This window comes from Bradyrhizobium sp. Cp5.3 (assembly GCF_000426265.1).
In the GTDB taxonomy this organism is placed as follows: Bacteria; Pseudomonadota; Alphaproteobacteria; order Rhizobiales; family Xanthobacteraceae; genus Bradyrhizobium; species Bradyrhizobium neotropicale.
The window spans coordinates 24,458-50,746 of sequence record NZ_KE384516.1; the positions used below are offsets into that span (position 1 = coordinate 24,458).

A 26,289-nucleotide genomic window follows, 5' to 3' on the forward strand; every position below is an offset into this window, starting at 1 on the left:
CTCACGCCTCGCCGAAACCGTCATGCACCAGCGCCAGCATGGCCGTGAGCGCCGCCTCGCCATCAGGACCGCTGATGCGGAAATGCAGCGTTGCGCCCTGCGGCGCCTTCACACGCATCACCTTCACGGGGCTCTTGGCGTCCGTCCAGGGTCCGTCCGCCGCAAGCGCGATTTCGATCTTTGCGGTAAAGCCTTTCGCGCATTGCGTGAGCTTCACCGATGGCCGAGCGTGCAGGCCGACCGGATTGACGAGGACAGCGGAGGCGGTCAGTGGCGCAAAGGTCTGAGTCGCCCGGTGGGCGTTGGTATCATGCATAGAATTCCTCCGCGCTGCGCTTGACGGCGGCAAGCGACGAGCCGCCCGAAGACTCGGTCGCAGCAATCACAGCCCCCTCGACCACCGGGGCATTGCAGACCAGGACGCGCGCGCGCCGGTCTTCGGGAAGCATCTCCACCGCCATCTCCGAATTGGTCTCGGCACCCCCGAGATCGACAAGGATCGCGACGCCTGCCGGTGACCAGGCCGTCTCGATCGCCGCGAGGATTCCCGCAACGTTCGTACCGAGCCCGCCATCGACATCGCCACCGGTCCAGGCCAACGGCACTGCATCTCCGACCATCTGGCGCACCATATCGGCCGCACCTTCCGCTATCTTTGGTGAATGCGACACGATGACAATTCCGACATTGCCGGGACGTAAGCTGCTCATGTATTGACCTCGAACTCCAGTGTCTCAACTGCTGCACCGATCAGAAGGGACACCGAGCGCGAGCCGGGGTCCATATGACCGATCGAACGTTCGCCAAGAAAGGACGCGCGGCCGCGGATCGCCTGCATGGGCGTGGTGCGATCGGCCGCTTGCGCCGCTTCAGTCGCGATCGCCTTGGCATCGCCGCCTCCCGCCAGAACGGCGTGGACCGGCACCAGGACATCCAGCAGCGTCTTCTGCCCCGCTTCGGAACGACCGCGCGCCTTGACGGCGTCGATCGCCTTCTCCGTCGCCGCGACGAGATCGGCCCGGCTCGGCTGCTCCGGGAGCGCCTTGCCCAGTTCCATGAAGAAAGTCCCAACCAGCGGCCCAGACGCGCCGCCGACCTTCATGACCAGGGTCATTCCAATCGCTTTGAGCATCTCCGGAAGCAACTTGTCGGCAAGGCCCGGCAATGCCGCGAGCACAGCCTCGAAACCGCGCTTCATGTTCAGTCCATGATCCCCATCGCCAATCGCCTGGTCGAGGCTCGTCAACTCGTCCGCGTGTTCGATCACTGACCTTGCCAGTGCTCGCACCAGTCTTTCCCTGGCTACCCGATCGAGGCTCATGCCGCTACCCTCCAGCCCTTCGCATCGAAAAACAGCGGTTTGTTCAGACGGAGCGACACCACATCCCCGGCGCCAAAGCCCGCATCGGGATCCGCCAGGGTCACAACCGGCCTGCCGGCGAGGTCGAGATGAAGATGGCTCTGGTCGCCGAGGTGTTCGACCCGTTTGACGGTTGCCGAGACGTTGCCACCGCCGCGCGCAATCGTGAGGTGCTCGGTCCGCGCGCCGACCGTCTCGGCACCGGCTGGCGCGCCGGCGAACAAGGCCGCCGGCAGCAAATTGATCGTCGGCTGGCCTAGCCGCGCCGCGACATGCGCGTTGATCGGGTTCTCGTAAATCTCGCGCGGCGATCCGATCTGCATCAGTCGTCCGCCTTCGATCACGCCGATGCGCGACGCCATGGTCATCGCTTCGGTCTGGTCGTGGGTGACATAGAGTATCGTCGCGCCGAGATCGACCTGGATCCGCTTGAGCTCGAGGCGGAGTTCGCTGCGCAGCTTGGCATCCAGCGAGGACAGCGGTTCGTCCATCAGATAGATCGAGGGCGAACGGACCAGAGCCCGGCCGATCGCGACGCGCTGCATCTGCCCACCCGACAGCTGCGTCGCCTTGTTGTCCAGCTTGGTCTCGATATGAAGCAGACGCGCCACCTCCTGCACCTTCGCGCGGATGTCGGCTTCGGGCACGCGGCGGGTCGGCGCGCGCAACGCGAAGGCCATGTTCTCAAACACGGTCAGGTGCGGATACAGCGAATATTGCTGGAAGACAAAGGCGACATCGCGGTCCGCCGGCGCTTCGCTGGTCACGTCGCGCCCGTCGATGCGGATCGAACCGCTATCCGGCCGATCCAATCCGGCGATCAAACGCAGTGCCGTGGTCTTGCCGGCACCCGTCGGCCCGAGCAATGCGACGAACTCGCCATCCCCGACGGTCAACGACAGATCGCTCACGGCCTGCGTCTTGCCGAATGCCTTGGAAACAGCGTTGATCTCCACCTCAGCCACGCGCGCCTCCCTCATGCAGTGCGGTGCGTATAGCCCGGCCCGACGCCTTGTCGAAGATCGACAGCGTATCAGGCCGGAAGTCGAGCCCGACAGTCTCGCCAGTCCGAAAGGATCTGCTGCTGGGTGAGCGGGCCTTGAGTGCGCCGTAGTGCGTCGTCACGGTCACGATCTGCGTCGTGCCCAGATACTCCGTCCCATAGACCTCACCGCGGACCATGCCGCGATCGGTAAAGCGCACATGCTCAGGCCGCACTCCGAGCACGAGCTCGCTTTCCGCCATCGCCTCGCGCGCGGCAGGAATTGCGACGTCACGCTCGCCGAGCCGGATTGCCTGTGCACCAGTCTGCAGCCCGCCACGGAACGGCAGAAGATTCATGGGCGGAGAACCGATAAAGTCCGCAACAAACAGCGAAGCTGGCCGGTCATAGATGTCGCGCGGGCTCGCGACCTGCTCGACAACACCATTGTTCATCACCGCGATCCTGTCGGCCATCGCCATGGCCTCGAGCTGGTCATGCGTGACATAGACCGTCGTCGCGCCCAGCCGGTCATGCAAAGCCCGCAGTTCGTGAATCATGGCCTCTCGCATCTCGGTATCGAGCGCACCGAGCGGTTCGTCCATCAGGAAGCACTTCGGCTTGCGCACGATCGCCCGTCCCAGCGCGACGCGCTGCCGATCACCGCCGGCGAGGCCCGACACCGATCGATCGAGGAGGTGGGAGATCCGCAGGATGCACGCGGCCTCGACGACCCGCCGGTCGCGTTCGGCCGCACCGATGCCCTCGCATTTCAGCGGAAAGCCGATGTTGCGCCGGACATTCATGTGCGGATAGAGCGCGAAGAGCTGGAACACGAAGGCGATGTCGCGCGCCGATGCGCGGTTCATCGTCACATCTTCCCCGTCGAGCCGAATGGTGCCGGCCGTCGGCAGTTCCAGGCCGGCGATCATGCGGAGCGTCGTGGTCTTGCCACAGCCGGAAGGTCCCAGCAGGCAAAGGAACTGGCCGTGCTCCACCGTGAAGCTGGCTGACTTGACCGCATGAAACGAACCGAAGGATTTGTCGAGCGCCTCAATCTTGATCTGTGCCATCGCGCCCTACTCCCGGACTTTCGACACAATGGTGAACATCACGGTGCCGAACAGGGTCGTCGCAAACGACCAGGAATACAGCGTCAGGGAGAACGGCTGCATCAGCATGACGACACCGGCGGCGATGATCATCGTTGCCCCGGCTTCGAGCGGACCGCGGCGCAGGACGCGGTCTGCGAGACCGCGACTTGGGATCGATGGAGTGGCATCGAGACTCATTTGCGAACGGCTCCAAAGGTGATGCCGCGCAGCAGATGCTTGCGCAACAGGACCGTGAACACCACGATCGGCACCAGAAACAGCGTCGTGCCGGCGGCCACCGCGGGCCAATCCTGCCCGCCCTCGCCGATGATAATCGGAATGAACGGGGGCGCCGTCTGCGCGTTGCCCGAGGTGAGAAGCACGGCGAAAGCGTATTCGTTCCAGGCAAAGATCAGGCAGAAGATCGCCGTCGCCGCGATCCCGGTGGTGGCCTGAGGCAGCACCACCTTCACGAACGCCTGGAAGCGGGTATATCCATCGATCATCGCCGCCTCCTCGTACTCGCGCGGAATTTCGTCGATGAAGCCCTTGAGAAGCCAGACCGCGAGCGAGACGTTGACCGACGTATAGAGCAGGATCATCCCGAGCCGGGTATCCGACAATCCGACGGTGCGGTACATCAGGTAGATCGGAATCGCGACCGCAATCGGCGGCATCATTCTGGTCGATAGAATGAAGAACAGGAGGTCGTCCTTCAAAGGCACGCGGAACCGCGAGAAGCCGTAGGCCGACAAGGTGCCAAGCGCAACGGCGAGCACGGTGGAGCCGAACGCGATGATCAGCGAATTGACGAAGCGCGGCACATAGTTCGAGGGACCGGCGACCACCATGTTGCGGCTGCGTGCGGTGCTATCGCAAAGCCCCTGCGGCGGTCCCAGTGAGCGGATGAACTCCGGGGTCTGACGCGAGCGTGTCGTGAACAGATTGCAGAAGCCTTCGAGCGATGGCTTGAACATCACCTTCGGCGGATAGGAAATCGCATCGTCGGGCGACTTGAACGCGGTGAGCATGATCCACACCAGCGGGATCATGGTGATGATGGCATAGAGCACGACCAGCGAGCCGGCAAAACGCCTCGTAGTGGCCGACGGCTCGACGACCGAATGGGCTGTTGTGGCTGAGGTCATCGGCTTTTCACCTTGTTCAGCGCCTTCACATAGATGTTGGCAAGGCCGAAGACCGTCACGAACAGGATGATCGCGAAGGCCGAGGAATAGCCCGTACGCCAGCTCTCGAACGCCGCACGCTTGAGCGTGATCGAGGCGACCTCCGTGGTCGATCCCGGCCCACCCCCGGTGAGCAGATTGACCATGTCGAACATCTTGAAGTTCTCAATGCCACGGAAGAGCACCGCCAGCATGATGAACGGCAGCGCCATCGGCAGCGTGATCGACCAGAACTGCCGCCATTTGGATGCACGGTCGACCTCCGCCGCTTCATAGATATAGTCCGGAATCGAACGCAGGCCTGCGAGACAAATCAGCATCACATAGGGCGTCCACATCCAGGCGTCGACGATGACGATGGCCCAGGGGCTCAGCGTGACGTCACCCAGCATCTGGAATGACGAGGCATCGCGGCCGGTGAAGAAGGCGACCACGTAGTTGAACAATCCGATCTGGGGTTGATAGAGGAACGTCCAGAAATTGCCGACGACGGCGGGCGACAGCATCATCGGCAGCAGGATGATCGTGGTCCATAGGCCGTGGCCGCGGAACTTCTTGTCGATGAGGTATGCAAGGCCGAATCCAACGACGGTCTCGATCACCACCGTCCAGATCACGAAATGCGCCGTCACCTGCATCGCCGCCCAGATGTCCGGATCGGTCAGGATCGACTGATACCAGTCAGCCCCCAGCCAGATCGTCGGCACATTGGCCCGGTTGGCGCGGTAGTTCGTGAACGACAGATAGATCGTCCAGAGCAAGGGAAAGATATTGATCGCCAGCAGCAGCACGATCGTCGGCGTGATGAAGAGCCAGGCGAGCGTCCTGTCTGACAGGCCCCGGATACGACGCGCCACGCCTGGTCGGACCATGACGGCCCGATAGGTAATCCGCGAAGAGGCACTCAATTCATTCATTGCATCGACCGATCCTGGCACCGGGGCGTCGACGATCCGACAGTTCCGGTCATCTCGAAGGAAACCCGGAGCGCGAGCACACGCGCTCCGGGCGACTCGCCTCAGAACTTCTTGCCTTCTTCCTTGAAGATCGCCTTCCAGTCCCTCACCAGACCGTCGAGCGCTTCCTGTGCGGTGCCTTTGTCCGCGACCACATAGTCATGCACGCGCTTCTGCTCGGCCTGGAGCAGCTGGGCGTAGGAGGGCTCGGCCCAGAAATCGACTACCATTCCCATCGACTGTAGGAACTCCTTCGCAAAGGGCGCGCTGTTCGGGAAGCCCGGATCGTTCAGCACGGACTTGGCGCAGGAATAGCCGCCGAGCGCCCACCACTTCTTCTGGACGTCGCTGCCGGAGAACCACTTGATGTATTGCAGCGCCTCCGCCTGGTTCTTGGAGTAGGAGACGACCGAGATGCCCTGTCCGCCGAGTTGCGTCGCCTGGGCGGCAGGACCGGCCGGATTGACGAAGAAGCCGATCTTATCGCCGCCGACATTCGGGTCCTTGTGGAGGCCCGGGAAGAACGCGAAGAAGTTCATCTGCAGCGCGACCTGGCCGGACTTGAAGGCATCAAGCCCCTCCGACATGTAGGAGTTGGAGGCGCCGGGAGGCGTGCAGCACTTGTAGAGCTCCTTGTAGGCTTCGAGCCCCTTCACGGCGCCAGGCGAGTTCACGAACCCGTCCATCGCATAGGACTTCTTCGGATCGTCGTATTTGAAGCCGTAGTCGTAGAGATAGTTCGAGACGCCCATGGTGATGCCTTCCGAGCCACGCTCGGTATAGATCGAGGCGCCGTAGACTTTCTTGCCGTCGATCTCGCGGCCCTGGAAGAATTGCGCGATGTCGCGGAGCTCATCCAGCGTCTTCGGCGCGGCGAGATCACGGTTGTACTTGGCCTTGAAGTCCTTCTGCACGTCCGGCCGCGCAAACCAGTCCTTGCGATAGGTCCAGCCTACCGCATCGCCCATCGCCGGCAGCGCCCAATAATTCGGCGTGTTCTTCGGCCACTCGGAATAGCCGACCACCGTTGCCGGCATGTAGTCGTCCATGCTGATTCCTTCCTTCTTGAAGAAATCGTTGAGCTTGACGTACTGGCCGTTCTCCGCGGCGCCGCCGATCCATTGTGAATCGCCGATGATGAGGTCGCACAACGAGCCGTGCGAATTGAGTTCGTTCAGGAATCGATCAGCGTAATTGGTCCAAGGCACGAATTCGAACTTCATACCAATGCCCGACTTGGCGGTGAAGTCCTTCGAAAGTTCGACCAGCGCGTTCGCCGGGTCCCATGCGGCCCAGCACAGTGTGATGGTTTTGCCCTGCGCCTGTGCGGGCGTGGTCCCCGCTCCGACGCCGAATGCGGCGGCAACAGCCCCGCATGCCACAACAAGCGTCTTCGTTATTGTCCGTTTCATTACATGTTCCCTCCGAGTGGGCCGGCCATCGACATGGCGCGGCTTTCCTACCCGCTCGAGTGCTTCGAGCAGAGCGACACAGTCCGTGACGAGCTGAATAACTAAACTTGCGTTTCCTCGCGCCACCCGGATTCTATAGGTCCGGCAGGCTCGATTTGTTTAGTAAGACACGATTTACTAAACATTGCAAGCAGGGAAGTTGGCTGCTGCTTCGACACAGCGCCCGATGCCAGCACGCGATCTTTGTCCTAGCTCTGGGGATGATACGAAGAGCCGCGCAATAGCAGGCCGTGTCATGCCGACCCAGCGGCCACCGAAGCCGCGCGTCATACACACCGGGTTCTAGAAAACTCTCGCGGCGCTGGCTCGCTTCGAATGCAGTTCTTCAGCAATGGGCCGCCATGGCCCTCTGTAATGAGGGCCAACAATGGCTTGATCGCGCACGATGTGTTCAAATTCCGCCGACGCGCCCCTCTATCGGTGCCCGAGTGGCGCCGAATAGATCGGCGGCGGCGGTCTGTACCTTTCCGAGGTTACGCCGGGACGCTGGCATCCGGGACGATCAATGCCGGCGATCCCATCGTCGTCGCCAATTCCGGCAAACTCTCAAAGGTGAAGGAGCTCCTGACCGCCGAAGGCGCGCAGACCTCCGCCCAGGCCGGTGACGCGATCACGATCACGCTCGCAGACGAGTTGGACATCGCCCGCGGCGATCTGCTGATCAGTCCGGGTTCTCCTCCCAAAGTATCGGACCAGTTTGCCGCGCATGTCATCTGGATGAGCGATCAGCAACTCGTGCCGGGCCGCTCCTATTTGGCCCGCATCGGTACCCGGACGACCCCCGTTACGATCACCGGGATCAAGTACAAGATTGACGTCAACACGCGCGAGCATCTTGCCGCCCGCACGCTCGGCCTCAACGATATCGTGTTCTGCAACCTGTCGACGGACGTGCCCGTCGCGTTCGACCCGTACGGGCAGAACCGCAAGACTGGATCATTTATCGTCATCGACCGCCTGACCAATCATACTCTCGGCGCGGGGATGATCGCGTTTGGCCTGCGGCGTGCCGCCAATGTCCCTTGGCAGGCCACACTGATAGGAAAGTCCGAGCGCGCTGCGCAGAAGCACCAGAAGCCAGCCATCATATGGTTCACCGGCCTGTCGGGTGCCGGCAAGTCGACGATTGCCAACATCGTTGAGCGCCGGCTTCACGCCGGCGGCCACCACACCATGATGCTGGACGGCGACAATCTGCGCCATGGCCTCAGCCGGGACCTTGGTTTCACGGAGGCGGACCGCGTCGAGAATATCCGTCGCGCCGGAGAGACGGCAAAACTCCTGGTGGATGCAGGCCTGATCGTTCTCTGCTCGTTCATTTCTCCGTACGGCGCTGAGCGGGACATGGTGCGTCGTCTGGTGTCCGATGGAGAGTTCATCGAGGTATTCGTCGACACACCTATCGACGAATGTGCGCGGCGTGATCCAAAGGGCCTCTACGCCAAGGCGAAAGCCGGCAAGATCAAGAATTTTACCGGCTTCGATGCCCCGTACGAACCACCGACCACCCCCGAAGTGCACCTGCAAACGATTGGCCAGCAGCCCGAGCAACTGGCGGACCAGATCGTGAAGAAGTTGGCCGCACTCGGAATCGTGTGAGCGAAGCGTCGGCATGCCCGTATCCGGGCATGCCCCAACCAGTCGAGTCAGAGTCGTCCAAGACCCCGAACGGCTAGCGCCGCATCAGAAGTGGATCTCGGTTCGCATGCCAAGGACCCAGGCATTGTCGGTCTTCACGCCGGCGGCATTAAACCCGCGCCCGCCAGGATTGATGACGTACTGCGCATCGAACTTGAGGTTCATCCAGCCGGTCGCCTGCCAGCCGTACCAGACTTCGATTGGGACTTCGTTGCCGCCTGCATTCGGGCCAAAGGCAGCCGAATTGACGTGGGTCGTGCCCACAGCGAAGCCGACTTCATCCTGGGGACGCCAGGAGAACGTTCCGGTGTGCTTGACGCCCCAGGCGATCTGGTAGTCCTGGAACGACGTCCGGTGATCGGCGACCGTCGTATTGAGGAAGGTATACCAACCCAGTGCCCCGGGCCCCTCAACGGTCAAGCGCTGCAGGATCGACTCATAAACACCCCAGCGGCCTCGTTGATCTCCCAGAAACTGGGTCGGGACACCACCGACGCCGGGGATGACCTGAATGATACCCGGAAGGCCACCATCGATCGTCGACGCGCTGTCATACCAGCCGCCCAATCTCCAGGTCCCGTTCAGCGGACCGCTCGGCGCCCAGACCAACTCCACCGGCACCAAGACGCCCGACGCGGGGGTCGAACCAGGGATGCCCGGCAAGAAGTAGACGCTGGGGGTCTCCGTCGTCAGATAATTCGGATTGGCGTCGTAGACGCCGACCGACAATTGGAAATCCCTGGCGAAGTTGTAGTGGACGACACCGGCCCATTGGCTCACCGGCCAGTTGTAGATGTAGCCGCCCTGGATGTTGCCGGGCTGGCCGCCGCAGAAGGTCAGGTTGATGAACTCGCACAGACCGAAGAAGAAGTCGGAGCCGACTGGAAGACGGCCGCCCTTGAGTTCAAGCTGATCATTGAACAGCTTCTGCGAGTAATAGAGTTGGGTCAGGCGAAAAATATTGCCGCGGCCGAAAACTTCGTTGGTCAACTGCAAGGCCGGAATGCCTGCTTCGGCATTCAGATTGCTGCCGTAGCGTTGGACCAGCGTGAGGCCGACCGTGCCGCCCGGAATGCCGGCAAGCTTCCCCATATCGAGCTTGGCCCCGAACCACAGCTGTCCGGCGTTTGCCGCGGTGTTCCTGTCTCCGCCCGACAGGTTGCCGACGGATTCATTACCCAGCGTCAGGCCCAGATCGATGCCCTGCTCCTTCAGCCTGGTCCTGCCGAGATCACCAAACAGGTATGGTCTTGTCCAGAAATCATCGGTCTCAGCATAAGGAACAGGCGGCGCTTTCGTTAAAACATCGGCCGCATGCGCTCCACCGCCCCACAGAGCTGAGAAAGCAATCCCCACACAGCATGCGCGTGCGGTGTTCACAAACCTGAGCAACATTTCTCTCGTCCTCCCACCGTCTAAGGCTTTGTCTATCTTTGCCTCACGTCCTTGCCCAAAGCCCTCGAGCCTGGAACGTGCTCCTCCCCCAGCCGACGAAGCGCCCTTGCGTCGACTGGAGCCTGGATCTGTCATGCCTGATCGCCCGTTCTCGCTGGCAACGCATCCGCCCCGCGCGGTGACGCGCCCTGCTGTCCCTGCAAAAGTGTCGAGCTCGGCGCCGTGCGGGCGAGGCCGGCCAGCGCCAGCTGGCGCCGCCGACGGGCCTGCAATTGATGATCCGCCAGCACGCCGAGCAGAATCACCGTCCCCATCACCGCGAAATTCAGGGAATTGGGGATGCCCAGGATATTCACGAGGTTCTGTAGCACCTGCAGCAGCGCTGTCCCCAGCACGATGCCGAGAATAGAGCCCTCGCCGCCGCGCAGACTGCACCCGCCCAGGACGGCCGCCGCAATCGCGTAGAGCTCATAGAAGTTGCCAAAGGAGCTCGGTGAGACTGAGTTCGTGTAGAACACGAACAAGACTGTTGAGACGCCGGCGAGCCCGCCGCTGATGATATAGGCGGTTGCGATCACGACATTTGTGCTGATGCCGGAGAAGCGAGCCGCCTCCTCGTTTTTGCCGACGGCAAAAAGCCAGCGCCCGTAGACCGAGCGGTGCAGCAACACGCCGAGAATCAGCGCGAGGATGATGAGGAGGATGAACGTGTTCGGGATGCCCGCCACATTGCCGGAGGCGATGTTGCTCAGTACCCCCGCCTCGTCGCCGTAGCCGAAGCCGCGTGTCGAATCGCTCGTATAGTAGCGGGCGGCACCGCGATAGATCAGCAACCCACACAACGTCACGATGAAGGGCTGCATCTTCAGCCGAGTGATCAGGAAACCCTGGATGCCCCCCAGCGCCAACCCGCCCAGCAGAACGGCCAGCAGCGCGAGGGGCCAAGGAACCTCATAAGTCGTCAGAAGGTCGACGAATACGACGCCGAGCAGCGCGAACATCGAACCGAGCGAAAGGTCGATGCCGCCGGTGATGATCACGAGCCCCTCGCCAAGCGCAAACACGCCGAAGAGGCCGATCAAATTGGCCATATTCAACAAGTTCACCAGCGACAGGAAGGCCGGATTGATCGCGCCCGTGATGGCGGAGATCACCACCAGCAGCACCCCCAGGCCGAGTTCTTTCTTGATCATGGCGCAGCGGCTTCCACGGTTTCCAGCGCTTGGCCCATTGCCAGCCGCAACACGTTGTATTCGCTGAACTGCGGGCGCTCCAGCACGCCGCTGACGCTCCCTTCATGCATCACTGCCACCCGGTCGGAGACGCCGATGACCTCCTCCATGTCCGAGGAGATCATCACGATTGCGACGCCCTGGTCGGCGAATTCGCGCATCAGCGCGTAGATCTCGCTCTTGGCGCCGACATCGATGCCACGGGTCGGCTCGTCGAAGAACATCACGCGCGGCTGCATGGAAAGCCATTTGCCCAGCACGACTTTCTGCTGGTTGCCGCCGGAGAGCGTCACGACCTCCATATCGATGCTCGGCGCCCTTATGGAGAGGCGCCTCACCTGCTCTTTCGCGACCTTGCGCTCGTCCGCGCCGCTTACCAGCCACATCCGCGCATAATTCAGCAGGCTGGCCAGCGTCACGTTCTCCCGGATCGGCAACTCCAGCACGAGCCCGGATTTCTTGCGGTCTTCCGGCACCAGATAGATGCCTTGCCGGATCGCGTCGCGCGGCGATGCAACACTGATCGGTGCGTTGTCGATCCTGATCTCACCACCCAGCAGCGGGTCAATGCCGAAGGCGGCGCGGGCAAGAGAGGTGCGGCCAGCGCCCACGAGCCCTGCCAGGCCGAGGATCTCGCCATGCCGCACGGAAAGATCGATCTGCCGGTCGGGAAAGGCTGATGTCACGAGGCCGACGATGTTGCAGCCACCCGGCTGCGGCGGCCGTTTCGGCGGCGTGTACAGCGATTTCAGGTCGCGGCCGATCATCAGCCGGATCATTGCGGCATGGCTCAGCTCGCCCCGCGCCAGTTCCCCAACCGTCCGCCCATCGCGCAGCACCACGACGCGGTCAGCGCAGGTCATGATCTCGCCGAGCCGGTGAGAGATGTAGATCACTGCGATGCCGTGCGCCTTCAGATCGGCAATCACCTCCAGCAGCCGTTCAGTTTCCGAAATCGTCAGACTGGAGGTCGGCTCGTCCATGATGATCACGCGGGCATCGATCGAGAGCGCCTTGGCGATCTCCACCATCTGACGCTCGGCGATGGACAGGTTGTCGACCAGCGTCTCCGGGCTGAAATCGGCGCCCAGCCGCTCCAGCAGCGGCGTCACACGGGCGCGCATCTCCGCGTTGTCCACCAGCTTCAGCGGGCCGCCGCCAAGCATCTCGCGTCCAATGAAGACGTTCGCGGCGACGTCGAGATTCTCGAACAGGTTCAGTTCCTGATGCACAAAGGCGATGCCGGCCTGCGTCGCCTCGCTCACCGTCATCCGGGCATGGTCGTTGCCGCCGATGCGGATCACGCCTTGGCTCGGCGCGATCACGCCACCCAGCACGCGCATCAGCGTCGATTTGCCGGCGCCGTTCTCGCCGATCAGGCCCAACACCTCGCCGCGGTACACGTGCAAACTGACGTCGTCGAGAGCCATGACCCCGGGATAAGACTTGCTGATCCCGGTGAGTTCGAACAGGATTTCCGCCATTCGTTTCCTCCCTCGCGACGCCCGGCGGCTGTGGCAGCCGAGCGTCGAAAGGCGCCAAGAGTCACTTCTTCAGCAGTTCCTTGAGATTTGCGGTGAAGTCTGCAACGTTTGACTTGCTGATCACCTTGGTCGGCACGATCAGCTTGCCGCCCGCCGGGATCCAGGACTTGTCGCCGTTCAGCGTCTTGATGATGTTGGTGGCGGAGAGATAGCCGAACTCGTACGGCTGCTGCACGACCGTCGACTCGATCGTGCCGTCTGAAACGCCCCGCAATGTGCGCTGGTCCTCGTCGAAGCCGACGATCTTCACCTTGCCGACCTTGCCCGCCGCCTTGACCGCGTCATAGATCAGCGGTGTCTCGTAGCTCCAAAGGCCGGACAACAGCGCAATGTCGGGATATTTGACGAGCACGTTCTCCATGTTCGCCTTGGCCTTGGCGAAGTCCACCTGGTCGGTGAACACGTCAACCAGCTCGACTTTGGTGCCCGCGATCGCTTCCTTGATACCCTGCACCCGCTCGCGGGCATTGTCCGCATCCATCGTACCGACAAACAGCGCGATCTTGCCGCCGTTCGGCAGCGCCTTCTTGATCTCCTCGCCTGCTTGCCGCCCGGCCGCGACGTTGTCGGTGCCGATATAGGCGAGACGATTGCTCTGCGGCGCGTCGCTATCCGTCGTGATCAACACGGTCTTGGCCGCAACCTTGTTGAGCTCTTCGGTTGCGTGCGGTGCATCGTCTACAGAGATGGAGATGCCGGCGACGCCGCGCACCAGCAGGTCGTCCAACTCGCGCCGCTGGCCCGCCGCGGTCCCTTCGTTGGTGACGATCAACTCGATATTGTAATCCGGATGCTCCTTCTGTGCCTTCTCGAGCCCGCGGCCCGCGATGGTCCAGAAGTCGGCCGCGACATTGGTCACCAGCGCAATAGTCTTTTTCTGCTGCGCCTGCGTCACACCGGTGGTCATCGCGAGCACGGCCGCGCTCGCGAACAACGGCAGGATCCATCTCTTCATTGAGCTGTTCATGTGCACCTCCCTTTCGTCACTCCGGTAGCCGGGGTTGACGCGCGGCGCTTGTTGCGCCTTATTTTATTTTCGATGCGAATAAATTATGAAGGCGAAAATCTCTAGTCAAGCGCGACTTTTATTACACCTTCACGTGGTAATAGTAATTTCGGCAGTGTGTGACAGATTTGTCGCTCCTGACGACATCGTGCCGCATGTACGCAAAGTCGAACAAACTGAATAATTTCATCAAACGAACTAAATGAGGTCGCATGGATGAGGAGCTAAAGTCGACGCGCGCTTCGGGCTCGGCTCGTGAATCGAACCGCGGCCGCCTCATCGAAGTCTTGCGACGTCAGGGGCCGATGCCACGTGTGGAGCTCGCACGCAGTACGGGGCTGAGCTTCCCGGCCATTTCGGCGATCACGTCGAGAATGATGGCAGAAGAGCTGCTGTCCGAGACGGACGCGGCGATGTCATGGCCGGACGATACGAGCGAGGCGGACGCGGACGGGCTGAATGGCCGTCGTCGGGGACGGCCGGCGATACAGCTGACCCTGAACCCGGAGCTTGGCCGAGTCGTCGCGGTCTCGCTGCGCATGAACCTGATTGAGACACTGATCGCGGATTTCAGTGGCTCCGGCTTGGCGCAATCGCGGCTCGCACTCGAGACGCGCGCGCTCGATCCAGGCGCATTGTGCGATATCGTGATCGCGCAAATTGATGCCATGCTCGGCGCGACGGGCACCCCGCGCCACCGGCTGCTGGGAATTGGAATTGCGCTGCAGGGCATCGTCAACGCCGATACCGGCCGCCAGCTGTGGAGTCCGGTGCTGTCGGTCACCGACGTCGATCTGGCGACGCCGATCCGCCAAGCATTCAAGGTCGACGTCGTGATGGCGAACGACGCCGTCCCAGTTGCCCTGGCCCTCGCAGCGGCTGAACCGGCGCTCGCGGAGGGCCTGGCGGCCACGATCATGGTCGGCCACGGCGTCGGGATGGGCGTCGTCGTCGACGGTGAGGCACGCTGGGGTGTCGGCGCCAGCAGCGAGATCGGCCATCTCAAGGTAGCGCCGAACGGGCCGCAATGCCGCTGCGGTCAGCGCGGCTGCGTCGAGGCCTATCTCGCTGATTATGCGCTCTACCGCGACGCTCGCACCTTCGTCGACCTGCCGCCTGCGGTGTCGCAACAGCCGTCCGAGGCGCAGATGGCTCTGCTGCGAGACAGAGCACGGAACGGCGATCCCCGCCTCGAGCAATTATTCCGGCAGGCGGGTCACGCGCTTGCCGAGGCGGTCGCCGCGACGATATCGGTGCTGCGCCCGCATCATGTCGTCCTGGCGGGGCCCGGCTTGCAGGCCTTTGACATGATGCGCAACGCCTATGAGGACCGGCTCGATCAGGCGGTATTGCCGTGGCTGCTCCAGTCCACGGCGATATATGTGCGCCCAAGCAAGTCGGCGGCAATTGTCGACGGCATGGTGCGGCGGACGCTGCGGGTGGTCGACCGAAACTACATGGAGACGACCGAGCGAACACCGGGAGCTACGACTCTCGCTTAAGTCGCAAAGGGCAACCGAGCTTTTCAGGCGCCAAACCGAGAGAACTGGCCCTCACGCGCGCTGGCCGCTGATGGTCACCTCGTCAGCGGCGACCTACCACGCCGGCACCTCTTCTGTCACATGCACGGGGGACCAGCGGCGACCGCAATCACCGCGGCTGGACTTGCAGCGGCTCCGCAAGGCCCGTGACACGCCAGAACACGGCAAAGGTTCGCTGAATATGCGCACGCATCGCGCGTTCGGCGGCCGCCCCATCGCGCTTCAGGATGGCGGCAACGATCAGCGCATGATCGGCATTGCCGAGCGCCAGCTCCTCGCCCGTGGTCGCGCGGGCGATCGGCGTATTGAAGTAGAATTGGCCCGAATGGTAGATCGCATCGGTGAGCCGTCCGTTGCCTGAGGCACGCATGATGGCATCGTGGAAATCGCGGTTGGTCTTGACCCGCATCTCCTCGTCCGACCTGCGCAATTTCAACCGCCGCTCGTGGATGGCCACAATCGCCGCGATGTCCGATGGCGAGCCGCGCGTCGCAGCGAGGCTTGCAGCATAGCCCTCGAGCGCCATGCGCAGCTCGGCGTTCTGCCTGATTTCGTCCGGCGTGAATTCACGCACCGCCCAGCCGCGCTTGCGCGGCACGACGAGGCCAGCATGGGCAAGACGCTGCAGGCTCTCCCTCACTGGCGTGCGACTGACCTGCAGCCGCTCGGCCAGATCCAGCTCGATCAGAGGCTGGTTCGGGCGCAACTCGCCGGTCACGATCTGACGGCGCAGCACATTGTAGACGTCGCTCGACAGGCGGGATGGCAGCGGATCGTCGTGGAGCATGAAAAGCACCAGTTTTGCACACAAGTTTGCATACAAACTCGGCTTCGTCTATGGAAATGGTCAAGAGAGACGCCAGGGGAAAGCGAGGAGCGTGCATGCGGACCCATTGCCTCAATGGACAGCCAACGACGCCTGCGGACATGCCGGGGCTTGCCGACCTGATCGAGCATCTCGGCACGCCGGCTTTTCCTGCCACGCTGTTCCGTACGATGTTCGATTGGGCGCGAACCAACCACCTCACCGCATTCGCTTTCGAACCTCGTCGCTGATGCGCCTCGTGCTGAATTGACGAGGCTGGCGGCGCTTCCATAGCGACCCGAGATGCCGGCGCTGTCCCTCGATCAGGTGACAGACCTCCCTCCCCGGCCGGCTCATGGTTGCGATCAACATGGGGATTCTTCAATGAGCAATATCGACAATCTGACCGGTCGCCTCGCCGTCGTGACCGGCGGCAGCAACGGCATCGGCGCTGCCGCGGTCAAACGTCTTGCGGCGGCCGGAGCGGATGTGATCATCGGCTACCACAGCAGCGAGGCGCGCGCGCAGGAGCTGTTGCGCGGCTTGCCTGCCGGTCGGCACGACATCGCGCGCCTTGCGCTGGAAGATCCCGCCAGCTTCAAGGCGCTCGCCGCGCATATCGATGGGCGCGGCGGCAAGCTCGACATCCTCGTAAACTCCGCCGGATTCACCCGCGCGATTCCACATCACGATCTCGACACCCTGACCGATGACCTGTTCGAACAAATCCTGATCGCGAATGTACGAGGCCCCTATTCCGCCGTCCGTGCCTTGCGTCCGCAATTGCGGGCATCGGGCGACGCCGTGGTGATCAACGTATCTTCGATCTCCGGCTTTACCGCCTCCGGCAGCAACGTGGCCTACTGCGCCTCCAAGGCTGCACTCGACAATATCAGCATGTCGCTGGGCCGCGCCCTTGGGCCCGAAATTCGCGTGATCAGCGTATCGCCCGGGGCTGTCGCCACCGACTTCGTCCCGGGGCGCGACCGGGCGGCCCTGGAAGCCGGTGCGAAGTCGACGCCGCTCAAGCGTGTTGTCGAAGCGGACGACGTCGCCGCCGCAATCCTCGCCTGCGCCACGCATCTGAAAGTCAGCACCGGCACCACCATCGTCGTCGATGGCGGTCGTCATCTCTAGATCGAGCGCCGATCGCGAATATTGGAGGAGCAAGTTCCATGCTTGGCAAGTTTGCGGCAGCCATCATCGTATCGCTGTTGACCGTCCTTATCGCTTCGCCGGTCAGTGCCGCCGACCAGTGGCCGCAGAAGCCGATCACGCTGATGCACGGGTTCGGCGCGGGCGGCAATGCAGACACGATCTCACGTCTCGTTGCGGCCGGGCTCGCCGAAAAGCTCGGAGCTACGGTGACCGTCGATGCCAAGCCCGGCGCTGGCGGGAATCTTGCGTCCGAACTGGTGTCGAGGGCGGCACCGGACGGACACACCCTCATCCTTCTGACAGGAGGCCATGCCGTCTCGGGCGCGCTTTACAAGAGTCTGCGGTTCGACCCGGTTCAGGCTTTCAGCTTCGTGTCGCTCATCGGTACCTTCCCCTTCGTCGTTGCGACACGCGCGGACAGCCCCATCACCGATCTGTCCAGCCTGATCGCGGCGGCCAAGGCTGCGCCCGGAAAGCTGACCTTCAGCTCGGTCGGCTTTGGATCGACCCAGCATCTCGTCGGCGAGCTTCTGTCCCTGTCCGCCGACATCAAACTGACCCATGTGCCCTATCGCGGCGGCATGCAACCGCTGACCGATCTGCTCGGCGGCAATATCGACCTGATCGTGGACACCATCACCGTGACACGTCAGGGGATCAACGGCGGCACGCTTCGCGGGCTCGGCGTCACGAGCACAGAGCCCTGGCCCACCCTACCCAACGTTCCCCCGATCGGCAGCCGCATTCCCGGCTTCGAGGTGATCTCCTGGATCGGCATAGCGGCGCCGGCCGGCACGCCGGCCCCCGTGATCGAGCGGCTGAACGGGACGTTGAGTGCGCTGGTAGATGATGCCGCATTCCAGCAGAAGCTCGACGACCTCGGCGTTCGCGCCAAGGCGAGTTCTCCAGCCGAAATGCGCGACTTCGTCGCCGGCGAGATCGTGCGCTGGAATGGCGTCATCGACCGCGCCAGCCTGCAGAGAATCGAGTGATGCTCGTGCCGGGGCTCCAAGCGAGATCCAGCGAATGGGGTTGCGAGACCGGCCAAGCTTGATGGTGCCCTTTGCGCAAGAGCGGATGATCGGCACAGGTCCATAAGCGGCGCTCCATGCCCCGCTCCGATCATCTTCGTTCCACAAACGAACGACGCTTTCTGTATTTGAACGACAAGAATGCGCAGGTCGCGAGTATGCGATCTCGGGCAACTTGTTCGGCGCGCTATGTCGATCCACATCCTGCCGTACCGGTAGCTCGACGCACCGGTGAACGATGGAGATCGACCATGACTGGACTTAAGCTTCTTGCTGCCGTGGCCTTGTTGTCGAGCCTGACCGCAAGCACCGCCTACGCGCAATCTGGCTTTGCAAACAGCCATCCGGATACTTACGAGGCCGAGAATCCCAACCGCAACTTGAATGGCACGCTAACGCCGGCGGGTCGGGAGGGTCTCGAGTTGCCGGATGGCGCGGCTCCGGCGCAAGGAGCGGACAACACTATGGCACGCGCGGTTTCGCGTTCCTGCGCGGAGCGTTATCGATCCTACGATCCTGCAACGAGCACCTACATCGGCCAGGACGGTCAGCGCCATCCGTGCGAGTAGTGGCGCAAAACCGCAAATCAGCGGATCAAACGGACATTGTCGAGCTGAGCGCTCGTTAGCTCGATCGGATTCGAGGCGCCGTCTAAATGGTGTCTCCGTTTTTCCCGAACATGATGCTCGTCACGCTTACCTGATCACTCTCCCCGGTCTTGATGTGCTTCGTCTTTGCTGGGGAGATACGCCATTCGGAGATGCCGCAGCGGTCGCAGAGTAGTACCGCCGCGCGGGGGTGTCATAGCTGCGTATGGCGGTCGGGCCGTGTCCGTTCAGTCATACTCAGGCGTGTGCGAGCTTCCTCGCCTCACCGCACTTTCCGCAACCGCCGCCCCGATGACGGGCGCGCCCTCGCCTGGTTTCGGGAAATTCAACGTCTCGATTAGCTCACCGCGCGCCATTGTCGCCTCGCGGCCGCGCACCGAACGAAGCCTCCAGCCTTGATAATCTTCACCTACTTTCAGGCGCAGTGTGGCCTTGCTCGTTTGGTCTACAAAGATCGCAAGACTCTGGTCGGCACCGCTCACGGTTCCGACCAATGAGAGACGCAGTTCGACTTTTGGCGGGCTTGGCGGCACGGGAGGCGGCTTCGGCTCGGACAGCGAAGGGACGGCTGCTGGCGGCTGCCGGCGCAAGGGCGAAAAGATTGGTCGCTCGCGCGTGACCGACAGGCTCGCGAGCGGGACTGCCCAGAGTGGATTACCCTGCTCCCGCCCGACAGACGACTGTAGCGTCGCGCCCGGGTTGACTGGCGACGTCGAAGTTGCACGAGACTCCCAGAGCGAGGGATTGGATGACGGTCCGGCGCTGCTTGGAGCGCCGTTATCAAACTCATCCGCCAGCAGCGCCGAAGTTGAGGCGGAAACACCGAGCGAAGGCGCCAGGATCATCAGCGAAAGCCGCATCGATATTCGCAGAATGACCTTACACCGTCTCATGTCCTCGTCACTGGTCGAGATCCGGGCAAGACGCGCGGCTTGTTTTCAATGCGGCTGGCGGCTTGCATACGCGACAGAAGCGGTGGCAGGCACCGGTCGCCGGGGAAGTTAGGCTTATCGGTCGGCAGTGTGACAGCCGTACGAAATGACGATGACCTCGCTGATGCGTGGCAGAATGTTCCGGTTGCGACAATTCGCGTGACATCCGCCGCTTGCGTTGAGCGGCGCGCCGCACCGTCCGGTATGACATTGTTGTTGAATCGTCATACCGGACTGCTAGCGTAAGACCCGGGTTTGGGCTTGTTGCCACCCTTGTGGGCTGTAACAGTTATCGTGCGGGGCATGGCGGTGCGTGAGGTCTTGTTGCGGATGTTTTCCGCCGCCTGGCCGTCGGTCCTCTGCGCACTCCCAGCCGCCGCCCATGAGCTTGGTGCGGTCGCGCCCATGGAGCTTCCCCCGGTGACCGTTGCGTCGTCGGATGGCCCGCGCCCCAATAGGCTCGCGCGCAGCAAACCATCCAACAGCCGTGGTACACGGCATCGGACTCCCGCTCACTCGGATAACCCGACCGAAGGCGGCGCCGCAGCCGGTGCAGCGCCCGTTGGCTCCTCCGCCTTGCAGCCCACCGCCGCGAGTTCGATGCGCATCAACGGCGCGGAGGTCAATGCGGTCCCGTTCTCGCGGCCCGGCGAGGCACTGGAAGTCGTGCCCGGCCTGATTGTCACCCAGCACTCCGGCGAGGGCAAAGCCAACCAGTATTTCCTGCGCGGCTTCAATCTTGACCACGGCACCGATCTGGCGATCACCGTCGACGGGATGCCTGTCAACATGCCGACTCATGGGCATGGGCAGGGCTACGCCGATATCAATTTCCTGATTCCCGAATTGATCCAGTCTGTCAATGTGCGCAAGGGACCATATTTCGCCGACCAGGGCGACTTCGCGTCCGCCGGCGCCGTGGCGATCGACTACGTGAACAAGCTGCCGAAGAACATCGCGGAGATGACCTTCGGCAGCTTCGGCTACCACCGGGCGTTGGCGGCGGGATCGACCGCCGTGGGCGCCGGCACGCTGCTGGCGGCGATCGAGGCGGGCAAATATGACGGCCCGTGGGAAGTGCCGGACAATGTCCGCAAGCTGAACAGCGTCATGCGCTACAGCCAGGGCACGGCGACCGACGGCCTGACGCTGACGGCGATGGCCTATTCCAACGGCTGGACTTCGACCGACCAGATCCCACAGCGCGCGATCGACCAAGGCCTGATCAATCGCTTTGGCACGCTCGATCCGACCGATGGCGGCACCTCGAGCCGCTTCAGCTTCTCCAGCAACTGGGCGCAATCAGGCGACTACGGACAGACCAATGTCAGCGCCTATGTCGTGCGCTCCGACCTCCAGCTCTTCAACGATTTCACCTACTTCCTCGACAACCCCGTCAATGGCGACCAGTTCAGCCAGCTCGACCGCCGTACTCTCGGCGGCGTTGATGCGCGGCATGCGTTCGATTGGCGCTTTGCCGGCGTCGAAGCCCAAACCCGCGTCGGCGTGCAGAGCCGCTACGATGATATCCATGTCGGCTTGTTCAAGACGGAGCAGCGCGCATGGCTCTCGACCGTGCGCGATGACCGCGTGCAGGAGGGCAATGTCGGCCTCTGGACCGATACGACCGCGCGCTGGACCGACTGGCTGCGCACCACGATCGGCATCCGCGAAGATTTTTTCGCCGGACACGTCTTCAGCGATACACCGCAGAATTCGGGCAACGCGCAGGCGTCGATGGCGAGCCCGAAGGCCGGCATCGTGCTCGGCCCCTGGTACAAGACCGAGTTCTACGGCAATGCCGGATACGGCTTGCACAGCAACGATATCCGCGGCGCGACGATCACGGTCGATCCCAACGACAAGGTGACCCCGCTTGACCGCGTGCCGCTGCTCGTGCGCTCTCGCGGCGCTGAACTCGGCATCCGCACCAAGGCGATCGACAGTCTCACCAGCTCGCTCGCCGTATTCGTGCTCGACTTCGACTCGGAGCTATTGTTCGTCGGGGACGCCGGCACCACGGAGCCGAGCCGGCCCAGCCGCCGCGTCGGCGTGGAGTGGACGAACCAGTACAAGCCAGTGCCGTGGGTGACGGTAGATCTCGACGTGGCCTATACCCGCGCGCGCTTTACTGATTTCGATCCCGCCGGGGACCGCATCCCCGGCGCACCGGCGTGGGTAGCAAGCGGCGCAGTCACCCTTGGTGGCGACACCGGCTGGTTCGGCGCGTTGAAGGCGCGCTATTTCGGCCCGCGCCCCCTGATCGAAGACGACAGCGTCCGCTCGCAGCCGTCGCTGATTTTCAATGCACGCGCCGGCTACAAATTCGACAATGGCCTGCGGCTGCAGCTCGACGTGCTCAACCTCTTCAACGCCCGGACCAACCAGATCGAATATTACTATCTGTCGCGGTTGCCGGGAGAGCCCATCGACGGCGTCGGTGATCGGCACGTCCATCCGGCCGAGCCGCTCGCGGTGCGACTAACGGTGGCGGCAAGATTTTGATCGCACCGGACCCACGGCATCAATGAGCGACACCGACCGGCATGAAAGCAACCGGCCCTGTTTGATCGTCACAAATGCTGAACAAATCTGACATAGAGCGGATGCTTTGATCGGCCAAGAGCACGAGTTCGGCCGATGGAATCTTGGATCATGCGATCGTCAAGACCCCGGCTTGTATCGCGCAGCCGGTCGAGTTCGGGAAAGGAGTGAAAGGAATGCAATCCGATCCGGACAGTGCCGCGATCGCTTCGGCAGAACAGTTCGCAGGCGCGGTCCAGGTCGAGGCCGCATCGGCGCGCTCTCGTCAAGCTGCAAGCTGCGATTGGGCGCTGATCCCGATCGTGACGGCGTCCGGCTTCGCCGGCCTCGGCTACGAGATCGTGTGGACACGTCAGCTGAGTCTTGCGCTGGGGACCGAGATGATGGCGGTGCTTGGCGCCATTGCCGGCTTTTTCGGCGGTCTGGCACTCGGTGCGTTTGCGCTCGATGCGCTGATCCGGCGTTCGCGGTCGCCATGGCGCGTCTATGCGATCCTTGAGGCCATTATCGCAGCCTGGGGCCTGGTCAACGTCTGGCTTTTGCCCGCGGCTGGCCGAGCCCTGTCGCCGCTGCTTGGTACCGAGCCGTCCCCGGCCCTGCTTTGGGCCGGCAGCTTTGCGCTTCCAACGCTCGTTCTGCTTCCCGCAACGACGGCGATGGGCGGAACCTTGGCCGCACTGGAGCGGATGACGCGCGAGGCTCGGGGCGAGGCTCGCGTCGCGGCAGGAGTATATGGCGCGAATACAGCCGGGGCCTTGGCTGGAACGCTGGCTTCCACATTCCTTCTGATTCCCGCGCTCGGATTCTCCGGCACCCTGGTCTGCCTCGCGGGCGTCAACATGTTCTGCGCCCTGAGCGCGCTCGCGGTCGGAGCGGCGTCGGGCAAAGCGCGAGCCGCCGAAGTGGCGCGGCCAAAGCCGGTTCGAGAGCTGCGGCTCACATTCATCCTGTTCGTCACCGGTCTACTCGGAATCGCATTCGAGGTTCTGGTGGTTCGGCTTGCGGCGCAGGTGATGCAGGACACCGTTTATACCTTCGCAGGACTGCTGGCTGCATATTTGCTCGGCACCGCGGCAGGCGGACTGCTCTGGCAGCGCGCCGGGCTCCATGCGCAAGAGGGTAGCCTCCGCGGCCTGCTTGCCGGAACGGCGTTCGCTTGCGTGATGACTGCATCGTTCGCGCCTTATGTCGGCCGCCTCGTCGAGACCGCGTCCGCTGCAGGCGTGCTCGGTGAGCTGGCAGTGGCGATAGCGCTGTTCCTGGCGCCGTCGACCGCGATGGGAGCGTTGTTCGGCCTGCTGGCGCAACAGGTGCGAGACCAGCGTGGATCCGTTGGATGGGCTGTCGGGGTCAACAGCCTCGGCGCCTCCATCGCGCCGCTGGTGGCAGCGCAATTTCTCATCCCGACCTTTGGTACGTGGAAGCCACTCCTTCTCGTTGCGCTGGGCTACCTGCTCCTCCTCCCACCCGGCTGGCCGGCCTTGGCATGGACCGCGGCACCGGCGATTTTCGCGCTTCTCCTGTGGGCCCATCCCGCTCTCCCGCTGACGAAGGTGCCGTCTGGTGGCGCACTGCTTGCGGTTCATGAAGGGCCGATGGTGACTGCCAGCGTTGTCGACGACGCAGCAGGTGTGCGCTATCTCGAGGTCAACGGCCATTTCCGCATGGGCGGCACAAGTTCGGTTCGATCCGACTACCGTCAGGCGATGTTGCCTCTGCTGCTTCATCAAGCTCCGCACCAGGCCTTATTCCTCGGCATTGGGACCGGCGCCACCGTGGCCGGCGGATCGCAGATGCCCGGTGTAAGCGTGCTCGGCGTCGAACTGTCCCAAGAAGTGGTGGACCTGCTTCCCTGGTTCGCTGGTCCGGCGGGTGCTCCAGCATCCCGGGTGACCGTCGCGGATGCCCGCCGGTTCATCGCTGCGGATACGGGTCGGTATGACGTGATCGTCGCCGACCTGTTTCATCCGGCGCTGGATGGCAGCGGCGCGCTCTACACCGTGGAGCATTTCGAGGCAGTGAAGCGCAGGCTCGCACCCGGCGGCGTCTTCTGCCAATGGCTTCCCCTATATCAGCTCGATCTGCCCTCCTTGCGCGCCATCATCCGCGGCTTTCTCGACATCTATCCCGACGGCTCGGCCTGGCTCAACCACTACAGCGTACGCACACCCATGCTTGCGCTCGTTAGCGCAGGGGACGGCGGCTATTTCGATGCCGACGCGCTCGCTGCCCGGCTGCGCGATCCCGCGGTCGCGCAAGTCGCACGGCCGTTGGGGTTCGAGGCACCGATCGATTTGCTCGGCCAATACCTCGGAGGCCCGCGCGCTCTCTCCGCATTCGCCGGCGAAGGCCCGCGCAATACGGATGACTATCCCTTCGTGACCTTCGATGCGCGTCGGAACGTCCATGCACTAACAGCGCCGCCCTGGTCACTCCTGCTTGCCGTCACGCGCACCATGCAAGCCGATGCGGCGGAACTCCTGGCTGTTGGACCAGAGCGCGAAAGTCTGAGCAGACGGCTGAGCTCCTACTGGCGCGCGCGCAACCGATTTCTCGAGGCCGGCGCGTCGCTGCCAGGCGATCCGCGCGGGACAGCCTTGATTGAAGCGGCTGCGCCGGGCCTCATCGAGGCGCTTCGCCTGAGCTCCGAATTCGATCCAGCCTACGGACCGCTGATGGGCATGGCGAGATCCCTGATGAGTTCAGACCGGGCGGCGGCTGCGCGCTTGCTGCGCCAGATTGACCGGGCAGCACCATCGCGCAGCGAGGCCAGGGAGCTGCTGCTACTCGAATTTGGACTACGAATGGAGTGACCAGCGCGCTCGCTCAAGGCGCAAAGTTGATGCGATAGCCCCAGCAGTCAAGTTGGTCGGGAATCGCGTTGAAAGCGATCGTAATCCTCTGCTCACCCTGATTTCTCGGCACCTCGTGGTAGAGGTAGCTTGGAAAAAGAACGAGATCTCCCGGCTCGGCCTCCGGCAGCACGTACTTGCCCGCATTGAACGGGCCGATCGCGGCGGTTCGCGTATGGTGGCGGAAGGAGAAATCGAAACCGCCGGGCGGCCGCACGAAAACCGTCTTGCAGGCCGGGTGCGAGGGCGTGAGATAAAAGATGCCCGAGACGAAACTGTTGGCGTGGGAATGCAGCGTCTGGTTTCCGCCCGTCTCGAGCATGTTGGTCCACATCTCCTTGACCGTCCAACGCAGCTTTTCGCCGAACAGCAAGACGCCGAAATCGACAAGCTTTGGGACGGCAAGTTCAGCGATCTGTCGAAACAGCTCGTTGTCGCGCGGATCGGCAACCTCGGTGTGGAAGAGCTGACCCGAGCGCAGATTGCCTTCGGTCCGAGTGTTCCGGATCGCCGCGACCGCGGCTTCGTTCAGCGATGGAGGGAGCAGCTGAGGCGAGCGCAGGAGGGGAATCGGGAAAAGCGGCTCGATCTGATCCATGTCGCAAAATCTACCTGTTCTTCGTGGCGGGCAACCATGCGCGAGCAAAGGTGACACTGCGATGACAGCGAGCAGGATCCACAAAATCTTCCGAGCTACTCGTCGGGCTTGAGCACTTTCAGCTTTTCGCCGGGTAGCAGCTCATGGCGCCGTTCGCGCACCTCTGCGGAGGCGCGAGCGGCCATCTCGAGACACTCGTCGAATTCCCCATTGCCGGCCTCGACCTTGGCCTGGTGCAGGTGCCGCTCGGCAAAATAGCGCGAGAGGTGATCGGGTGGCAGTTCTTCTGCCAATGCGCGCGCCTCCCCGATTGCAGCTTTGCAATCTTCCCACGTAGGCTCGTCCGGAGCCGGC

General features: G+C 62.9%; 25 protein-coding genes. 8 read left to right on the forward strand and 17 right to left on the reverse strand.

Annotated elements, in window-relative coordinates; translation table 11 throughout:
* Nucleotide 1: 1 nt before the first annotated feature.
* The 9 genes from K289_RS0143010 to K289_RS0143050 form a co-directional block, all read right to left on the reverse strand.
* On the reverse strand, nucleotides 2-316 hold the full coding sequence (locus tag K289_RS0143010) for an HPr family phosphocarrier protein (protein ID WP_051311394.1): 315 nt from the start codon (nucleotides 314-316) through the stop codon (nucleotides 2-4).
* Nucleotides 309-710 carry a dihydroxyacetone kinase phosphoryl donor subunit DhaM gene (dhaM, locus tag K289_RS0143015; RefSeq protein ID WP_027556940.1) on the reverse strand — a complete coding sequence of 134 codons (402 nt, stop codon included), beginning with the start codon at nucleotides 708-710 and terminating at the stop codon, nucleotides 309-311. The genes K289_RS0143010 and dhaM overlap by 8 nt, the downstream gene beginning before the upstream one ends.
* Nucleotides 707-1,321: a dihydroxyacetone kinase subunit DhaL gene (gene dhaL / locus K289_RS0143020; RefSeq protein WP_027556941.1), complete on the reverse strand. Its 615-nt coding sequence runs from the start codon at nucleotides 1,319-1,321 to the stop codon at nucleotides 707-709. The genes dhaM and dhaL overlap by 4 nt, the downstream gene beginning before the upstream one ends.
* Nucleotides 1,318-2,325 (reverse strand): ABC transporter ATP-binding protein, encoded by a 1,008-nt coding sequence (locus K289_RS0143025; RefSeq protein ID WP_027556942.1) that lies wholly within the window; start codon nucleotides 2,323-2,325, stop codon nucleotides 1,318-1,320. The genes dhaL and K289_RS0143025 overlap by 4 nt, the downstream gene beginning before the upstream one ends.
* Nucleotides 2,318-3,415 carry an ABC transporter ATP-binding protein gene (locus tag K289_RS0143030; RefSeq protein ID WP_027556943.1) on the reverse strand — a complete coding sequence of 366 codons (1,098 nt, stop codon included), beginning with the start codon at nucleotides 3,413-3,415 and terminating at the stop codon, nucleotides 2,318-2,320. The genes K289_RS0143025 and K289_RS0143030 overlap by 8 nt, the downstream gene beginning before the upstream one ends.
* Before the next feature lie 6 nt (nucleotides 3,416-3,421).
* Entirely contained in the window at nucleotides 3,422-3,634 is a 213-nt protein-coding gene (locus tag K289_RS0143035) for a hypothetical protein (protein ID WP_035688347.1), read from the reverse strand.
* Nucleotides 3,631-4,584 (reverse strand): carbohydrate ABC transporter permease, encoded by a 954-nt coding sequence (locus tag K289_RS0143040; RefSeq protein WP_027556945.1) that lies wholly within the window; start codon nucleotides 4,582-4,584, stop codon nucleotides 3,631-3,633. Before K289_RS0143040 ends, K289_RS0143035 begins: the two co-directional genes overlap by 4 nt.
* The gene (locus K289_RS0143045) at nucleotides 4,581-5,540 is read right to left on the reverse strand and encodes a carbohydrate ABC transporter permease (protein WP_027556946.1); all 960 of its coding nucleotides are present in this window, start codon (nucleotides 5,538-5,540) and stop codon (nucleotides 4,581-4,583) included. The genes K289_RS0143040 and K289_RS0143045 overlap by 4 nt, the downstream gene beginning before the upstream one ends.
* 101 nt (nucleotides 5,541-5,641) lie before the next feature.
* A complete protein-coding gene (locus K289_RS0143050; RefSeq protein ID WP_027556947.1) occupies nucleotides 5,642-6,991 on the reverse strand; it encodes an ABC transporter substrate-binding protein in 1,350 nt (449 codons plus the stop codon).
* A gap of 375 nt (nucleotides 6,992-7,366) precedes the next feature.
* On the opposite strand from K289_RS0143050, the gene cysC reads away from it, so the two are divergent.
* The gene (gene cysC, locus K289_RS47505; RefSeq protein ID WP_371260924.1) at nucleotides 7,367-8,650 is read left to right on the forward strand and encodes an adenylyl-sulfate kinase; all 1,284 of its coding nucleotides are present in this window, start codon (nucleotides 7,367-7,369) and stop codon (nucleotides 8,648-8,650) included.
* A gap of 84 nt (nucleotides 8,651-8,734) precedes the next feature.
* On the opposite strand, the gene K289_RS0143065 is transcribed toward cysC, so the two are convergent.
* The 4 genes from K289_RS0143065 to K289_RS0143080 all read right to left on the reverse strand — a co-directional run bounded on the left by K289_RS0143065 (nucleotide 8,735) and on the right by K289_RS0143080 (nucleotide 13,827).
* The gene (locus K289_RS0143065; protein ID WP_027556948.1) at nucleotides 8,735-10,084 is read right to left on the reverse strand and encodes a carbohydrate porin; all 1,350 of its coding nucleotides are present in this window, start codon (nucleotides 10,082-10,084) and stop codon (nucleotides 8,735-8,737) included.
* Between the two features lie 131 nt (nucleotides 10,085-10,215).
* Nucleotides 10,216-11,277, reverse strand: a complete 1,062-nt coding sequence (locus K289_RS0143070) for an ABC transporter permease (RefSeq protein WP_027556949.1) — start codon at nucleotides 11,275-11,277, stop codon at nucleotides 10,216-10,218.
* Nucleotides 11,274-12,800, reverse strand: a complete 1,527-nt coding sequence (locus tag K289_RS0143075) for a sugar ABC transporter ATP-binding protein (protein ID WP_027556950.1) — start codon at nucleotides 12,798-12,800, stop codon at nucleotides 11,274-11,276. The genes K289_RS0143070 and K289_RS0143075 overlap by 4 nt, the downstream gene beginning before the upstream one ends.
* Nucleotides 12,801-12,861: 61 nt before the next feature.
* Nucleotides 12,862-13,827, reverse strand: coding sequence for a sugar-binding protein (locus K289_RS0143080; protein ID WP_084788979.1), 966 nt, complete (start codon nucleotides 13,825-13,827; stop codon nucleotides 12,862-12,864).
* A 251-nt stretch (nucleotides 13,828-14,078) separates the two neighbouring features.
* On the opposite strand from K289_RS0143080, the gene K289_RS0143085 reads away from it, so the two are divergent.
* Nucleotides 14,079-15,368, forward strand: a complete 1,290-nt coding sequence (locus K289_RS0143085) for an ROK family protein (protein ID WP_027556952.1) — start codon at nucleotides 14,079-14,081, stop codon at nucleotides 15,366-15,368.
* Nucleotides 15,369-15,516: 148 nt separating this feature from the next.
* Here the strand turns inward: K289_RS0143085 and K289_RS48155 are convergent, their stop codons facing one another.
* A complete protein-coding gene (locus K289_RS48155; protein WP_051311396.1) occupies nucleotides 15,517-16,194 on the reverse strand; it encodes a GntR family transcriptional regulator in 678 nt (225 codons plus the stop codon).
* A 95-nt stretch (nucleotides 16,195-16,289) separates the two neighbouring features.
* Between K289_RS48155 and K289_RS51375 the strand changes: the two genes are divergently transcribed.
* The 4 genes from K289_RS51375 to K289_RS0143110 all read left to right on the forward strand — a co-directional run bounded on the left by K289_RS51375 (nucleotide 16,290) and on the right by K289_RS0143110 (nucleotide 18,970).
* Nucleotides 16,290-16,463, forward strand: coding sequence for a hypothetical protein (locus K289_RS51375; protein WP_156918512.1), 174 nt, complete (start codon nucleotides 16,290-16,292; stop codon nucleotides 16,461-16,463).
* Nucleotides 16,464-16,515: 52 nt separating this feature from the next.
* Nucleotides 16,516-17,349: an SDR family NAD(P)-dependent oxidoreductase gene (locus K289_RS0143100; RefSeq protein WP_245284173.1), complete on the forward strand. Its 834-nt coding sequence runs from the start codon at nucleotides 16,516-16,518 to the stop codon at nucleotides 17,347-17,349.
* 38 nt (nucleotides 17,350-17,387) lie between these two features.
* Nucleotides 17,388-18,362, forward strand: coding sequence for a tripartite tricarboxylate transporter substrate binding protein (locus K289_RS0143105; protein ID WP_027556954.1), 975 nt, complete (start codon nucleotides 17,388-17,390; stop codon nucleotides 18,360-18,362).
* 290 nt (nucleotides 18,363-18,652) lie between these two features.
* Nucleotides 18,653-18,970, forward strand: coding sequence for a BA14K family protein (locus K289_RS0143110; RefSeq protein ID WP_027556955.1), 318 nt, complete (start codon nucleotides 18,653-18,655; stop codon nucleotides 18,968-18,970).
* A gap of 266 nt (nucleotides 18,971-19,236) precedes the next feature.
* Here K289_RS0143110 and K289_RS51380 read toward each other — a convergent pair whose 3' ends face one another.
* Complete coding sequence (locus tag K289_RS51380; RefSeq protein ID WP_156918513.1) at nucleotides 19,237-19,869, reverse strand: hypothetical protein; 633 nt, start codon at nucleotides 19,867-19,869, stop codon at nucleotides 19,237-19,239.
* 477 nt (nucleotides 19,870-20,346) lie between these two features.
* On the opposite strand from K289_RS51380, the gene K289_RS47515 reads away from it, so the two are divergent.
* Nucleotides 20,347-22,446 carry a TonB-dependent receptor domain-containing protein gene (locus K289_RS47515; RefSeq protein ID WP_084788998.1) on the forward strand — a complete coding sequence of 700 codons (2,100 nt, stop codon included), beginning with the start codon at nucleotides 20,347-20,349 and terminating at the stop codon, nucleotides 22,444-22,446.
* 215 nt (nucleotides 22,447-22,661) lie between these two features.
* Nucleotides 22,662-25,298 (forward strand): spermidine synthase, encoded by a 2,637-nt coding sequence (locus tag K289_RS0143125; RefSeq protein WP_027556957.1) that lies wholly within the window; start codon nucleotides 22,662-22,664, stop codon nucleotides 25,296-25,298.
* Between the two features lie 13 nt (nucleotides 25,299-25,311).
* Here the strand turns inward: K289_RS0143125 and K289_RS0143130 are convergent, their stop codons facing one another.
* On the reverse strand, nucleotides 25,312-25,935 hold the full coding sequence (locus K289_RS0143130) for a 2OG-Fe(II) oxygenase family protein (RefSeq protein ID WP_027556958.1): 624 nt from the start codon (nucleotides 25,933-25,935) through the stop codon (nucleotides 25,312-25,314).
* A gap of 95 nt (nucleotides 25,936-26,030) precedes the next feature.
* On the reverse strand, nucleotides 26,031-26,228 hold the full coding sequence (locus tag K289_RS53340; RefSeq protein WP_371260925.1) for a hypothetical protein: 198 nt from the start codon (nucleotides 26,226-26,228) through the stop codon (nucleotides 26,031-26,033).
* Nucleotides 26,229-26,289 lie beyond the last annotated feature (61 nt).

Excerpts from the sequence above, each read along its gene's own strand:
- K289_RS0143010 (WP_051311394.1), bottom strand. The coding sequence starts at position 316 with ATGCATGATACCAACGCCCACCGGGCGACTCAGACCTTTGCGCCACTG.
- dhaM (WP_027556940.1), bottom strand. The coding sequence starts at position 710 with ATGAGCAGCTTACGTCCCGGCAATGTCGGAATTGTCATCGTGTCGCAT.
- dhaL (WP_027556941.1), bottom strand. The coding sequence starts at position 1,321 with ATGAGCCTCGATCGGGTAGCCAGGGAAAGACTGGTGCGAGCACTGGCA.
- K289_RS0143030 (WP_027556943.1), bottom strand. The coding sequence starts at position 3,415 with ATGGCACAGATCAAGATTGAGGCGCTCGACAAATCCTTCGGTTCGTTT.
- K289_RS0143035 (WP_035688347.1), bottom strand. The coding sequence starts at position 3,634 with ATGAGTCTCGATGCCACTCCATCGATCCCAAGTCGCGGTCTCGCAGAC.
- K289_RS0143040 (WP_027556945.1), bottom strand. The coding sequence starts at position 4,584 with ATGACCTCAGCCACAACAGCCCATTCGGTCGTCGAGCCGTCGGCCACT.
- K289_RS0143045 (WP_027556946.1), bottom strand. The coding sequence starts at position 5,540 with ATGAATGAATTGAGTGCCTCTTCGCGGATTACCTATCGGGCCGTCATG.
- K289_RS0143050 (WP_027556947.1), bottom strand. The coding sequence starts at position 6,991 with ATGAAACGGACAATAACGAAGACGCTTGTTGTGGCATGCGGGGCTGTT.
- cysC (WP_371260924.1), top strand. The coding sequence starts at position 7,367 with ATGCAGTTCTTCAGCAATGGGCCGCCATGGCCCTCTGTAATGAGGGCC.
- K289_RS0143065 (WP_027556948.1), bottom strand. The coding sequence starts at position 10,084 with ATGTTGCTCAGGTTTGTGAACACCGCACGCGCATGCTGTGTGGGGATT.
- K289_RS0143070 (WP_027556949.1), bottom strand. The coding sequence starts at position 11,277 with ATGATCAAGAAAGAACTCGGCCTGGGGGTGCTGCTGGTGGTGATCTCC.
- K289_RS0143075 (WP_027556950.1), bottom strand. The coding sequence starts at position 12,800 with ATGGCGGAAATCCTGTTCGAACTCACCGGGATCAGCAAGTCTTATCCC.
- K289_RS0143080 (WP_084788979.1), bottom strand. The coding sequence starts at position 13,827 with ATGAACAGCTCAATGAAGAGATGGATCCTGCCGTTGTTCGCGAGCGCG.
- K289_RS0143085 (WP_027556952.1), top strand. The coding sequence starts at position 14,079 with ATGGATGAGGAGCTAAAGTCGACGCGCGCTTCGGGCTCGGCTCGTGAA.
- K289_RS48155 (WP_051311396.1), bottom strand. The coding sequence starts at position 16,194 with ATGCTCCACGACGATCCGCTGCCATCCCGCCTGTCGAGCGACGTCTAC.
- K289_RS51375 (WP_156918512.1), top strand. The coding sequence starts at position 16,290 with ATGCGGACCCATTGCCTCAATGGACAGCCAACGACGCCTGCGGACATG.
- K289_RS0143100 (WP_245284173.1), top strand. The coding sequence starts at position 16,516 with ATGCCGGCGCTGTCCCTCGATCAGGTGACAGACCTCCCTCCCCGGCCG.
- K289_RS0143105 (WP_027556954.1), top strand. The coding sequence starts at position 17,388 with ATGCTTGGCAAGTTTGCGGCAGCCATCATCGTATCGCTGTTGACCGTC.
- K289_RS0143110 (WP_027556955.1), top strand. The coding sequence starts at position 18,653 with ATGACTGGACTTAAGCTTCTTGCTGCCGTGGCCTTGTTGTCGAGCCTG.
- K289_RS51380 (WP_156918513.1), bottom strand. The coding sequence starts at position 19,869 with ATGCGGCTTTCGCTGATGATCCTGGCGCCTTCGCTCGGTGTTTCCGCC.
- K289_RS47515 (WP_084788998.1), top strand. The coding sequence starts at position 20,347 with ATGGAGCTTCCCCCGGTGACCGTTGCGTCGTCGGATGGCCCGCGCCCC.
- K289_RS0143125 (WP_027556957.1), top strand. The coding sequence starts at position 22,662 with ATGCAATCCGATCCGGACAGTGCCGCGATCGCTTCGGCAGAACAGTTC.
- K289_RS0143130 (WP_027556958.1), bottom strand. The coding sequence starts at position 25,935 with ATGGATCAGATCGAGCCGCTTTTCCCGATTCCCCTCCTGCGCTCGCCT.